The 11,561-nt window shown below is 73.7% G+C and carries 12 protein-coding genes; 4 read left to right on the top strand and 8 right to left on the bottom strand.

The annotated features are described in order from the left end of the window. Window positions 1–247: 247 nt before the first annotated feature. The gene (locus KIT14_05770) at window positions 248–679 is read right to left on the bottom strand and encodes a hypothetical protein (GenBank protein ID MCW5890043.1); all 432 of its coding nucleotides are present in this window, start codon (window positions 677–679) and stop codon (window positions 248–250) included. A gap of 59 nt (window positions 680–738) precedes the next feature. On the opposite strand from KIT14_05770, the gene KIT14_05765 reads away from it, so the two are divergent. From KIT14_05765 to KIT14_05755, 3 genes are read left to right on the top strand one after another with little or no spacing between them, the layout of a single operon-like run. Continuing rightward, on the top strand, window positions 739–1,545 hold the full coding sequence (locus tag KIT14_05765; GenBank protein MCW5890042.1) for a helix-turn-helix transcriptional regulator: 807 nt from the start codon (window positions 739–741) through the stop codon (window positions 1,543–1,545). A gap of 44 nt (window positions 1,546–1,589) precedes the next feature. After that, on the top strand, window positions 1,590–2,750 hold the full coding sequence (locus tag KIT14_05760) for a ChaN family lipoprotein (protein MCW5890041.1): 1,161 nt from the start codon (window positions 1,590–1,592) through the stop codon (window positions 2,748–2,750). Beyond that, window positions 2,747–4,666, top strand: coding sequence for a M1 family peptidase (locus tag KIT14_05755; protein ID MCW5890040.1), 1,920 nt, complete (start codon window positions 2,747–2,749; stop codon window positions 4,664–4,666). The genes KIT14_05760 and KIT14_05755 overlap by 4 nt, the downstream gene beginning before the upstream one ends. A 3-nt stretch (window positions 4,667–4,669) precedes the next feature. Here the strand turns inward: KIT14_05755 and KIT14_05750 are convergent, their stop codons facing one another. Then, a complete protein-coding gene (locus KIT14_05750; GenBank protein MCW5890039.1) occupies window positions 4,670–5,140 on the bottom strand; it encodes a transcriptional repressor in 471 nt (156 codons plus the stop codon). A gap of 29 nt (window positions 5,141–5,169) precedes the next feature. Continuing rightward, on the bottom strand, window positions 5,170–5,448 hold the full coding sequence (locus tag KIT14_05745; protein ID MCW5890038.1) for a hypothetical protein: 279 nt from the start codon (window positions 5,446–5,448) through the stop codon (window positions 5,170–5,172). Between the two features lie 97 nt (window positions 5,449–5,545). Here KIT14_05745 and KIT14_05740 point away from each other — a divergent pair, with 97 nt between their 5' ends. Next, entirely contained in the window at window positions 5,546–6,388 is an 843-nt protein-coding gene (locus KIT14_05740; GenBank protein MCW5890037.1) for a universal stress protein, read from the top strand. Window positions 6,389–6,731: 343 nt separating this feature from the next. Here the strand turns inward: KIT14_05740 and KIT14_05735 are convergent, their stop codons facing one another. The 5 genes from KIT14_05735 to KIT14_05715 all read right to left on the bottom strand — a co-directional run bounded on the left by KIT14_05735 (window position 6,732) and on the right by KIT14_05715 (window position 11,516). Next, window positions 6,732–7,268: a polyhydroxyalkanoate synthesis regulator DNA-binding domain-containing protein gene (locus KIT14_05735; GenBank protein MCW5890036.1), complete on the bottom strand. Its 537-nt coding sequence runs from the start codon at window positions 7,266–7,268 to the stop codon at window positions 6,732–6,734. Window positions 7,269–7,470: 202 nt separating this feature from the next. Further along, window positions 7,471–8,337: an orotidine-5'-phosphate decarboxylase gene (pyrF, locus tag KIT14_05730; GenBank protein MCW5890035.1), complete on the bottom strand. Its 867-nt coding sequence runs from the start codon at window positions 8,335–8,337 to the stop codon at window positions 7,471–7,473. Then, window positions 8,241–9,947: a proline--tRNA ligase gene (locus KIT14_05725; GenBank protein ID MCW5890034.1), complete on the bottom strand. Its 1,707-nt coding sequence runs from the start codon at window positions 9,945–9,947 to the stop codon at window positions 8,241–8,243. Before KIT14_05725 ends, pyrF begins: the two co-directional genes overlap by 97 nt. 58 nt (window positions 9,948–10,005) lie before the next feature. Next, window positions 10,006–11,211, bottom strand: a complete 1,206-nt coding sequence (locus KIT14_05720) for a CoA transferase (GenBank protein ID MCW5890033.1) — start codon at window positions 11,209–11,211, stop codon at window positions 10,006–10,008. Then, the gene (locus KIT14_05715) at window positions 11,169–11,516 is read right to left on the bottom strand and encodes a carboxymuconolactone decarboxylase family protein (GenBank protein ID MCW5890032.1); all 348 of its coding nucleotides are present in this window, start codon (window positions 11,514–11,516) and stop codon (window positions 11,169–11,171) included. The genes KIT14_05720 and KIT14_05715 overlap by 43 nt, the downstream gene beginning before the upstream one ends. Window positions 11,517–11,561: the final 45 nt, after the last annotated feature.

Raw genomic sequence — 11,561 nt, 5'->3', positions numbered from 1 at the left:
CGGGACGGTGGGTCGGGTGCGATCGCCCATCGGCGGCCGCACGGTCAAGTGCTGCGGCGGGCGACGGTTGGTCGTTCGCTGGCTGCTTCGATGGGAATCACGACGATGCGCTTGCAGCGTCGGCACTTCACCTCGACGCCCCGATCCGTCAGCCGCGCCAGGAGATTGCCGCAGTCGCACCGCGCATCACGCGCCTCGGGCCCGCCGTCACACGGCTCTGCCATCGTCTCCGCTCCTCGCCGCATGATCAGTGGAGGAGGCGGTCCTCAGCCGGCGCGTCGCCGCCGTGGAAGGCCACCTGCGTGCCCCATCGCGCCCGCAGCGCCTGGAACGCGGTCTCCTGGCGCGCGCGCGCCTCGCCCTCGGTCTGGTCGAGGATCAGGAGGAGGCAGGGAGCCCCGCAGCGACCGAGCAACCACAGGGACGGCCGGCCAGGATGCGCCTCGTCGCCGGCGTCGTGGAAGGCTGCCGCGGCCAGGGCCGGGACCTGAACGTGCAGATGGGCCGTGGGCTGGCGCACGTGGAGCCATCCCCCATGCACCTCGAAGGCATCGGCCGAGCAGAAGAGCTCCACGAAGCCGCTACAGCTTCGCAGGATGGCCCGTACCGGACCCAGTGAGGCGGCATCCGCCAGCAGGGCCGCCGCCGCGGACGGTACATCGAGGCGCTCCATCATCATCCGAATCCCCCGGTTGAAAGTGAAAACCATTTTCAATAACGTGCCTTTGTCGACAAGGGATGAAACGGAACATCGATTGGATTTTCTTCGCCCGGGCGTCCGACCACGCAGCCCGCACGGCATCCGCCTCTCCGGCCGCGGCCCGTACAAGAACACCGTTGAAACTGAAAACCAATTTCAGTATTGATGCCGGGCCCATGCCGCCCTGGAGCTTCGCGCGCTCGACCGTCGCTCGCCTGTCGCAGGCTCTGCGCTGCCGCGACGCCGCCGAGGTACTCGGCGCGGGTCGCATCGCTTCCACCGCCCTGGCCCGCGCGCACACCGATGTGCGCGCCGCGGCCCGCGCCGCAGCGTCCATGGTCGAGGCGATCCTCCTTGCGCCCGACGCCGAGCTTCCCGCGGCCGTGCGCGCGCGGCTCGAAGCCGCGAGCCGCGACCTCGCCGCGCTCGAGGGCGATTGCGCAGACGGCGGGCTCGCCTCCCTGGCGGCGCGGCTCGACGACGTCTGGGCCGACCTCGCCCGGCTCGTGGCTGCGCCGGTCGAGATGCGTCCCCGGGTCGACGACGCCGTGCAGGACTACCTCGCGCGCCACCTGGACGGCCAGGTGACGCTGGGTGAGCTGGCACGCGCGCTCGGCTACAGCCCGAGTCACGTCTCGACGGTCATCCGCCGGGTCACGGGCGAGCGCTTCACCGCCCTGCGCCGCAACATCCAGCTCGACCGCGCCTGCTTCCTGCTCCGCCGCGGCACCTCGGTGAAGGAGGCCGCGCTCGCCGCCGGCTTCGCCGACCCGGCGTACTTCAGCCGCGTCTTCGCCCGTCGCTTCGGCATGCCGCCGAGCCGCTGGGCCACCGCCCCACGCTGAGCGGCCGCTGGCGTCGCGCCGGCGCGCGGACGATCCTCGACGCGATGCCGCGCGCCCTCCCCGTCCTGCTCGCGGCGCTCGTCGGCGTCGCCGCCTGTCGGGCGCCGCGACCGCCCGCGCCCGAGTCGACGGGGCCCGGCGTCGACGCCGCCACGTGGCTCCGCCCGCGCGACCGTCGTGCGACGCCGGGCCCCGACGTCCTCGCGCAGGCGGCGCGGGCACGGATCGTCCTGCTCGGCGAGCACCACGACCGCATGGCGCACCATCGCTGGCAGGCCCAGGTGATCGCAGGCCTGCTGGCGCGACGGCGGCACGTCGTCGTCGGCTTCGAGATGTTCCCACGGCGCGCGCAGCCGGTCCTCGATCGCTGGATCGCAGGCGGGCTCGACGCCCCGAGGTTCCTCGCCGACGTCGACTGGGATCGCGTCTGGGGATTCCCGGCTCGGCTCTACCTGCCGCTCTTCGAGCTGGCGCGCGCGAACCGCCTGCCGATGGTGGCCCTCAACGTCGAGCGCGCGCTCGTCGGCCGCGTCGCGCGCGAGGGCTGGGAGGCGATCCCCGACGCCGAGCGCGAGGGTCTCGGGACGCCCGCCCCTGCGGCGCCGGCCTACGCCGCGACGCTGGCGGAGACGTTCGGCGCGCACGGACACGCGGCCGACCCCGATCCCGCCGCGGCCCGGCGCTTCGTCGAAGCCCAGCTCACCTGGGACCGGGCCCTCGCCGAAGCGCTCGCCGCGGCCGCCGCCGCATATCCCGACGCCGTCGTGGTCGGCGTCATGGGCAGCGGCCATCTCGAGCGCGGCTTCGGCGTGCCGCACCAGCTCGCCGCCCTGGGCGAGCGCGACGTGGTCGTACTGATCCCCTGGGACGTCGAGCGCGACTGCGGGCGGCTCGCGCCCGACGTCGCCGACTGGGTCTTCGGCATCGCCCCTAGCGCCGAGCCGGCGCCGCCGCGGCTCGGCATCGAGCTGGCGCCGGGCGACGGCGGCGTACGCGTCGTGCGCGTGGAGGCAGGCAGCGTCGCGGCGGCGGCCGGCCTGCGGCCGGGCGACGTGATCGTCGCGGCGGCCGGCGCCGTGACGCCGCAGCCGAGCGCCTTGCGCACGATCGTCGAGGGCCTGGCCCCGGGAACGTGGCTGCCGCTCGACGTACGGCGCGGCGGGCGCACGCAGACGCTCGTCGCGCGCTTCGGGCCGGCGTCGTGATCCGGCGCCTCGCCCTCCTCCTGGCGCTGCTCGCCACGCCGGCCGCGGCGGCGCCGCGCATCGATGTGCAGGCGGACGTCGACCCCGCTGCGCGCCGCATCGAGGGCACCGTGCGGCTCACGGCGACGGGACCCGCCCCGACGCGCCTCACGATACCCGCCGCGGTCAGCGTCGACGCCGTAACCCGCGACGGCGCCGTGCTCGACGTCGAGCCGGCCGCCGGCGCAACGCTCACGATCCCCGTTCCCGCCGGGACGCATTCGCTCGTCGTCCGCTACCGCACGGCGCTGGGCACGCTCAAGGGTGCCGACGGCGACGCGCCGGTCGCCGGACCGACCGACGCCTACCTGCCGCCGGGTACGTGGCATCCGCTGCCCGACGCGCCCTTCGCCTGGCGCCTCTCGGCGACGGTGCCCGCACCCCTGCGTGCCGTCGCCCCGGGCCGCCTGGACGATCACGCGACACGCGACGGCCGCGACGCCACGGTCTTCACCAGCGAGCACCCGGGCGACGACCTCGCGCTGTTCGTCGGCCCCTACGTCGTCGCCGCGCGCCGGCACGGCGCGATCGTGCTGCGAACCTGGCTCCATCCGGAGGTCGCGGGCGTCGCCGACACGTACCTCGCCAAGGTCGCCGGCTATCTCGACCTCTACGGCGGCTGGATCGGCTCCTATCCCTATCGTCGGTTCGACGTCGTCTCCGGACCGCTGCCGCTCGGCCTCGGCTTTCCCGGTCTCACGTATCTCGGCGTGCGCGTGATCGGCCTCCCCTTCATCCCCGACACATCGCTCGGGCACGAGGTGCTGCACGCCTGGTGGGGCAACGGGGTGCGCGTCGGCGACGGCGGCAACTGGGCCGAGGGGCTCACGACGTTCATGGCCGATTACACCTTCGTCGAGCGCCAGGGCGCCGCCGCGGCGCGCGACCTGCGCCTGCGCTGGCTGCGCGAGCTCGCGATCCTGCCCGCCGCCGACGATCGCCCGCTGCGCGACTTTCGCGGCCGCCGGCACACGGCGTCGCAGGCGACCGGCTACCACAAGGCCGCGTTCGTCTTCGCCATGCTGCGCGACACGATCGGCGCCGACGCGTTCGCCGACGGCATCCGCCGTTTCTGGACCGTCCACCGCTTCGGCGCGGCGACGTGGCACGACCTCGCGGCCGCGTTCGGCGCCGCCGCCGGCATGCCGCTGGGCGACTTCTTCGCGCAGTGGGTGGACCGGCCCGGGGCGCCGACGCTCGCCGCGCGCGACGTGCGACGCACGCCGGACGGCGTCGCGCTCACGCTCGGGCAGACCCCGCCGCCGTACGCGCTCGGAGTTCCGCTCGCCGTCGAGACGGACACCGGCGCGGCCTCGCGTCTCGCCCGCGTCGACGGCGAGCACACGCCGGTCGCGATCCCCACCGCGGCAAGCGCGCGCCGGGTGGTCCTGGATCCCGCGCTGCGCCTGTACCGCCATCTCCCCGCCGACGCCGTGCCGCCCGTGCTGCGCGCGGTCGCGTTCGACCCGGCGGCGGCGGCCGTCGTGGTCGGCGACGCCACCGCGCGTGACGCCGCGGTCGCCGTGGCACGCGCCCTCCTCGAGCGCGAGGCGTCGCCCGTCGCCACGCTGCCGGCGGGTCCCGCGCTCCTCGTCGGCGACACCGCCGCGATCACCAGGACGCTCGCGGTCGCAGGCCTCCCGCCGATCCCGAAGGAGGTCGCGGGCCGCGGCAGCGCGCGCGCCTTCACGCTGCGACGCGCGAACGGCGCGCCGCTCGCGGTCGTCGCGGGCGACGATGCCGCCGCGCTCGCCGCCGCCGCACGCGTGCTGCCGCACCTGGGCGCGCAGAGCTGGGTGGTGCTGGACGGCGGCCGCAGCACGGACCGCGGCGTGTGGCCGGCGGGCGACGGCAGCCCCGCCGTCGCCGTACCGTGAGCGTCAGACCTGGTGGACGCCGGACTTCGTGCGGGCGGGCACAACGCCGCGCCGGCCTTCACGGCACTCGGCGCAGATGCCGTACAGCTCCATGCGGTGGCGGCTCACCACGAAGCCGAGGAAGCGCGCGATGCGGTCCTGGAGCTTCTCGAGCTCCTCGCTGTTGAACTCGACGATCTTGCCGCAGCGCTCGCAGATGATGTGGTCGTGGTGCTGGTGCTCGGCGGCGGCCGGCTCGTAGCGCGCCTGGCCGTCGTCGAAGTGTCGCTCGTCGGCGAGCCCGCACTCCTTGAGGAGCTTCAGGGTGCGGTAGACGGTGGCGTAGCCGACGCGCGGATTCACCTTCTTCACCGCGGCGTGCAGCTCCTCGACCGAGAGGTGCTTCTCGGTCTGGAAGAAGATCTTGGCGATGTCGTCGCGCTGCGAGGTGGACTTGAGCCCACGCTCGCGGAGCGCCTGCTCGAAATCCTGCATGCGTCCGCGCTGGGCCACTGCCGCGTCCGTCAGGCCGCACCCCGCCGCTCGAGCAGGCGGCGCAGCTCCGGCGACACGTAGTGGGGCTCGAGGTCGCGGCCCGCGAGCCCGTCGAGCAGCACCTCGACGCGCTCCGCCGGCGTGGCATGACGGTCGAGGAAGACGACGTCCTGCCCGCGGACGACGGCGCGTCCGCTGCGTACGCGATAGCCGACCTCGCGAAGGAGGATCTCCTCCCGCACCTTCACACCCAGGCGATCGGCCAGGGTCTTCAGCTCGTCCAACAACGCCTCATCCCGCCGCGGCACGCCGCATATGTCGCCGGGCGCCCGAGGTTTTGCAAGATGCCCCGGGAGCTTGCGCGCCTACCGCCCGCGGGCTACAGCCGGCCATGAGGTCACGCTGGTGATCAAGACGATCCTGGTCGCGCTGGACGGCTCGCAGCACGCCGAAGGGGCGTTCGAGTACTCCGCCTGGCTCGCCGAGCGCCTGAAGGCGCGGCTGCTCGGGCTGCACGTCATCGACATCGTCTCGATCGAGGGCTCGTTCCTGCACGACGTCTCGGGGTCGCTCGGCTTCGAGCCCTATCTCGACTTCTCCTCGAAGATGCGCGAGGCGCTGCGCGAGCGCGGCCAGGTCCTGCTCGACACGTTCACCACCCGCTGCACGGAGCGCGGGCTCGCCCACGAGACCGCCATGCCGATGGGCATCGTCGCCAACGAGATCTGCGATCAGGCCCGTACCGCCGACCTCGTCGTGCTCGGGCATCGCGGCGTCAACGAGCAGTTCTCGACCGGGCTCCTCGGCGGCGCGACGGAGTCGGTGGCGCGCAAGTCGCCCAAGCCCGTCCTGGTCTCGCCCGCGCAGTTCCGCCCCATCACGCGCCCCCTGCTCGCCTACGACGGCTCGCCACGCGCCAGCGCCGCGATGCACGCGGCCGGCGAGGTCGCGTCCAGCCTGGGGCTGCCGCTCACCGTGATCCACGTGGGGCGCGACGACGCCTCGGCCGACGGCGACCGCGCGCTCGACGAGGCGAAGCGCTACCTGGCGCCGTACGAGCTCGACGTCACCTACCGCCGGCTCTCGGGCCCGCCGCACCAGCGCATCGTCGACGTCCTGCGCGACGGCGGCTTCGACCTCCTCTTCATCGGCGCGTACGGCCACTCCCGCATCATCGAGATGGTCCTCGGCAGCACGACCGAGTTCGTGCTGCGCAACAGTACGTGCCCGGTCTTCCTGGCGCGGTAGACGCCGGGGCCGCGGGCTACCCGGCGCGCGACGCGGACCGGCCCCCGGCGAGCGGCGGGGACCGGAAGCAAGCGTGGCGCGCAGTGCTCGTCGCGGGCGGAAACCCGGTCCCGCTCGGCGCCGCCCGGAAGGCGGAAGCCGAGATGGTCGTGGTCGTCGCGGAGGGGCCGGGAGCCGTAGCAGATGCGCCACGCCGAGCGCCCGCCCTCGCAGGGGGCGGCGGCAGGCCGACGAGCTGGTCGACTACCTCACGAAGCGCCTTGCATGCTTCTCAGCAACGGCGCACCCGGACCCCGTCGGGCGACCCGCGACCGGACGTGCAGCGGCGAGTGGGCGCGTCGGATCAGGGACGGTCGCCGTTGTGGGGCGGCTGCTCGTCGCCTTCGTTCCAGGGACGCAGGCGCGCGATCCGGGCCTCGAGCGCACGCGCGGTGCGCTCGATGCGGCGCAGCTCCTGCTGGAACGTCGGGTGGGTCGTCACCCGCTCGATCGACGACCGGACGACGTCGTCGACCTGCTTCTGGAGCGCGCCGAGGCGCTCGGCGACCTGTCCCAGCTGGCCGGTGCGCTGCGGCGCCGCCGCGCGGATCACCTCGATGCCACGGTCGACGGCACCGGCGATGCCCTGGAGCGCGGCTTCGCCGTGCTGGATGAGGTCACGCATGACGCGCAGCGAGAGGAGACCCGTCTTCTTGCGCTCCTCTTCGAGGATGATCTGCGCGAACGTGACGGCGGTGAGGTCTTCGCCGCTCTCGTTCTCGAGGATCTTGACCTCTTCGCCGGCCTTCACCCAGCGGGCGATCTCGTCGAGGGTGACGTAACGGCTCTCGCTCGTGTCGTACAGCTTCCGGTTGCTGTAGCGCTTCACGAGTCGGGGCATAGTGGGTCCCGGTTAGCACAGGCATCTCCGGGGGTAAACCGCTGAGACACACTGCGACAGGGCGCTGCGATGACTGCGGATCATCCGTTTGCGGATGGGTGGGCGCGCGCGCAGGTTCGAGGGCGAGGAGCAGCCGGGCGACGGCAGGCGTGGACCGGCACGCCGATCGCCCGGGCCGGGCACGCAGGCGTACGGACGCGACCTAGGCGCGCGCGCCGCTGCGGGCACGCGCCGTGAGGAAGCCGCGGGCCATGTCGGCGACGATCTCGCGCGCCGTCGCGAGCGGATCGGGCGCGTCGCGCACCGGCCGGCCGATGACGAGGTAGTCGGCGCCGGCGTGCATCGCCTCGCCCGGCGCCATGACCCGCTTCTGGTCGGCCTTCTCCGCCGACGGCGGCCGCACGCCCGGCGTCACGATGAGGAACGACGGGCCGCACTTCTTCCGGATCTGCGCGATCTCGAGCGGCGACGCGACCACACCGTCCATGCCGGCGCGGTGCGCGAGACGGGCGAGGCGCACGACCTGGCTGTCGACCTCGTCGGCGACGCCGACCAGCTTGAGGTCGCGCTTGCCGAGGCTGGTCAGCACCGTGACCGCGAGGATGCGCGGGCGGCGCAGCCCCTCGCGGCGGCACACGCGCGCCACCTCGGCGGCGGTGCGCTCCATCATCTCGAGGCTGCCCGAGGCGTGCAGGTCGAAGAAGCGCACGCCGAGCCGCGCCGCCTCGACGCCGGCCTTCGCGACCGTGTGCGGGATGTCGTGGAACTTGAGATCGAGGAAGACCTCGCGGCCGCGGCGGTGGATCATGCGCACGACTTCTGGGCCGGAGTGCAGGAACAGCTGCTTGCCGACCTTGAAGACGGCGATCTCGGGCGCGAGCAGGTCGACCAGGCGCTCGGCTTCGTCGAGCCGCTCGACGTCGAGCGCGAAGATGAGGCGGGTGCGGATGCCGTCGGGAGTCCGCGGCCCGCTCACCGGGGTCCCACCATCGCGGCGACGTGCGCCGCCGCCTCGCCCACCGGCACCTCGGTCGCCTCCTTCGCCGTGCGGGCCTTCACCTCGACGCATCCCTTCTGGAGCGATCGCGCTCCGACCGTCACCCGCACGGGCAGGCCGATCAGGTCGGCGTCCTTGAACTTGACGCCCGGCCGCTCGTCGCGGTCGTCGAGCAGCGTGTCGACGCCGGCCGCCTCGAGCTCGGCGCCGATCCTCTCGGCCGCCTCGCGCAGCGTCGCGTCGCTCGCCTGCACCGGCACCACGAGCGCACCGTACGGCGCCAGCGCCGCCGGCCAGACGATGCCGGCCGCGTCGTGGTTCTGCTCGATGGCCGCCGCGACCGTGCGCGTGATGCCGATGCCGTAGCAGCCCATCTCGATCGCGTGCTCGGCGCCCTTCGCGTCGAGGTAGCTCGCGCCCATGGCCTTCGAGTACTTCGTGCCGAGGTAGAACACCTGGCCGACCTCGATGCCGCGATGCGCGGCGTAGACGCCGGCGTCGCAGCGCGGACAGGAGTCGCCGGCGCGCGCCTGGCGCAGGTCGGCGAAGATGACGGACGGAAAGTCGCGTGCCTGCTCGACGCCGATGAAATGCGCCTCGTCGGCGTTGGCGCCGGTGACCGCGCCGCGCATGCCGTGCAGCGAGGCGTCGGCGACGATCGTGCCCGTGCGCAGGCCGACCGGCCCGGCGAAGCCGACCGCGGCGCCGGTGACGCGGCGGACGGTCTCCTCGTCGGCGAGCGCGAACGTCCCGCCGAGGACGGCGCCGAGCTTGGTCTCCGACACCTCGTGGTCGCCGCGCACGAGCGCTGCGACCGTGGCGCCGTCGGGTGCGACGTAGATCAGCGTCTTCACGAAGCGCTCGGCCGGAACGTCGAGAAAGGCGCTGACCTCGGCGACGGTGCGCTTGCCCGGGGTGGCGACCTGCTCGCGCGCGCCGCCGGCGGCGGCGGGCGGCGGCAGCGGCCGCACCTCGGCCTTCTCGACGTTGGCGGCGTAGCCGCACTGCTCGCAGGAGACGATGGCGTCCTCGCCCGACTCGGCCAGCACCTGGAACTCGTGCGTCTGCGAGCCGCCGATCGCGCCGCTGCCCGCCTCGACGGCGCGGAACGTCAGCCCGCAGCGCTCGAAGATGCGCGTGTAGGCGTCGTACATGACGCGGTACTCCCGCTGCGCGTCCTCCACGTCGGTGTGGAACGAGTACGCGTCCTTCATGATGAACTCGCGGCCGCGCATGAGGCCGAATCGCGGCCGTACCTCGTCCCGGAACTTCACCTGGATCTGGTAGAGATTCTTCGGCAGGTCGCGGTACGAGCGCACCTCGCGACGGACGAGGTCGGTGACGACCTCCTCGTGGGTGGGACCGAAGCAGAAGTCGCGATCGTGGCGGTCGCGCAGGCGCAGCAGCTCCTTGCCGTAGAGGTCCCAGCGCCCGCTCTCCTGCCACAGCTCGGCCGGAATGACGGCCGGCATCAGCAGCTCCTGGGCGCCGGCGCGGTCCATCTCGTCGCGCACGATGCTCTCGACGCGGCGGACGGCGCGCAGGCCGAGCGGCAGGAAGTCGTAGATGCCGCGCGCCACCTGGCGGATCATGCCGGCGCGCACGAGCAGCTTGTGGCTCACCACCTCGGCATCGGCCGGGTCGTCGCGGAGGGTGGGGGCGAAGAGGCGGCTCGTGCGCATCATGGCGGGCGGTCCCCTGTACACCATGCGCCGCCGCGGTGCACCGGCGGCGAGCGGGTCAGACGTCGCCGTCGAGCCAGGCGAGGATGGCGGCGCGGTCGCGGTCGAGCTCGGGCGGCGGACGGCGCTCGGTCCGCTCGGGCACGTCGCCCAGCTTGATCGGGTTGCCCGCGACCCGCAGCGCGCCGATCTGCGGGTCGGCGACGTCGAGGACCATGTGGCGGGCCGCGACCTGGGGCTCGCGCACGACGTCGGCGACGGTGTTGACGGGCGCGCACGGGACCCCGGCCGCCTCCAGCCGCTCCAGCCACTCGGCAGCCGGCCGCGTGGCGAAGACCGCCCCGAGCGTCGCGGCGAGGCCCTCGACGTGGACGCGCCGGTCCTCGGCGGTGCCGAAGCGGGGGTCGGCGAGCAGGTCGCGCCGGCCGACCGCGTCGCACAGACGCGCGAAGACCTCGTCGTGCCCCGCGCAGACGACGAACGGCCGGCCGTCGCCGGCCTCGAAGGCCTGGAACGGCGCGATGTTCGGATGCCGCGTACCGAGCGGCCCGGGGATCGCGCCGGTGACGAGGTGGGTCGTCAGCGCGTTCTCGAGGATGGCGAGCTGGCAATCGAGCATGGCGACGTCGACCATCGTGCCGCGCCCCGTCTCGCGCCGGCGCCAGAGCGCCGCCTGGATGCCGAGCGCCAGGAACAGGCCGGCGGTGATGTCGCCGATCGACACCCCGACGCGCGCCGGCGGTCCGCCGGGATGGCCCGTGAGGCTCATGACGCCGCCCATCGCCTGCACGACCATGTCGTACGCCGGCCGGTGCGCCAGCGGACCCGTGTGCCCGAAGCCCGACGTCGCCGCGTAGACGAGGCGCGGCCAGCGCGCCGCGAGCACGTCCGGCCCGAAGCCCAGCCGCTCCAGCGTCCCGGGACGGAAGTTCTCGACCAGCACGTCGGCGCGGCCGAGCAGCCGCTCGAAGACGACGCGGTCGGCGGCGGCCTTCAGGTCGAGCGCGATCGATTCCTTGTCGCAGTTGAGCGCCGAGAAGTAGAGGCTCTTGCCGCCGACGAACGGGCCGATGTCGCGGGCGTCGTCGCCGCGGCGCGGGCGCTCGACCTTGACGACGCGGGCCCCGAGGTTGGCGAGCACCATCGTCGCGTAGGGGCCGGCGAGCACGCGTGTCAGGTCGACGACGACGATGCCGGCGAGCGGGCGCGCGTCGGTGGGGGTCACGGCTTGGGTGCGGCGGCCTTCTCGTGCTCGGCCAGGCATTGGAGCGCGAGCCCGCCGTGGCTCCAGGCGGCGCCGGAGGCCATCGCCATCGCGACGAAGATGGTCTCGGCGATCTCGGCGGGCGCGCAGCCGGCGGCGGCCGCCTTCTTCACGTGCGCGTCGATGCACCACGGGCACTGCGTGATCTGCGCGATCCCGAGCGCGATCAGCTCCTTCGTCTTCTTCGGCAGCGCGCCGTCGGCGAACGCCTTGCCGTCGAACTCGAGCCAGGCGCGGTAGGCGTCGGGCACCAGCTCGCGCATGCGCCGGAACACGGTCTTCACGTCGACGTCGTGGAACTGCATGGGCACCTCCTCGGAGATCGGACTCGGCCTCGTTGTGCCTCGTCC

This window comes from bacterium (assembly GCA_026129405.1).
In the GTDB taxonomy this organism is placed as follows: Bacteria; Desulfobacterota; Binatia; order DP-6; family DP-6; genus JAHCID01.
This window is presented reverse-complemented; position numbering and strand designations above follow the sequence as displayed.

What these genes read in the sequence shown, in the direction of transcription:
- KIT14_05760 (MCW5890041.1), top strand. Translation starts at nt 1,590, where the DNA reads ATGCCGCGCGCCCTCCCCGTCCTGCTCGCGGCGCTCGTCGGCGTCGCC.
- KIT14_05750 (MCW5890039.1), bottom strand. Translation starts at nt 5,140, where the DNA reads ATGCAGGATTTCGAGCAGGCGCTCCGCGAGCGTGGGCTCAAGTCCACC.
- pyrF (MCW5890035.1), bottom strand. Translation starts at nt 8,337, where the DNA reads ATGCGTCGAGGTGAAGGCCCGCACGGCGAAGGAGGCGACCGAGGTGCC.
- KIT14_05715 (MCW5890032.1), bottom strand. Translation starts at nt 11,516, where the DNA reads ATGCAGTTCCACGACGTCGACGTGAAGACCGTGTTCCGGCGCATGCGC.
- KIT14_05770 (MCW5890043.1), bottom strand. Translation starts at nt 679, where the DNA reads ATGATGATGGAGCGCCTCGATGTACCGTCCGCGGCGGCGGCCCTGCTG.
- KIT14_05735 (MCW5890036.1), bottom strand. Translation starts at nt 7,268, where the DNA reads ATGCCCCGACTCGTGAAGCGCTACAGCAACCGGAAGCTGTACGACACG.
- KIT14_05725 (MCW5890034.1), bottom strand. Translation starts at nt 9,947, where the DNA reads ATGCGCACGAGCCGCCTCTTCGCCCCCACCCTCCGCGACGACCCGGCC.
- KIT14_05765 (MCW5890042.1), top strand. Translation starts at nt 739, where the DNA reads ATGAAACGGAACATCGATTGGATTTTCTTCGCCCGGGCGTCCGACCAC.
- KIT14_05720 (MCW5890033.1), bottom strand. Translation starts at nt 11,211, where the DNA reads ATGCCTGGCCGAGCACGAGAAGGCCGCCGCACCCAAGCCGTGACCCCC.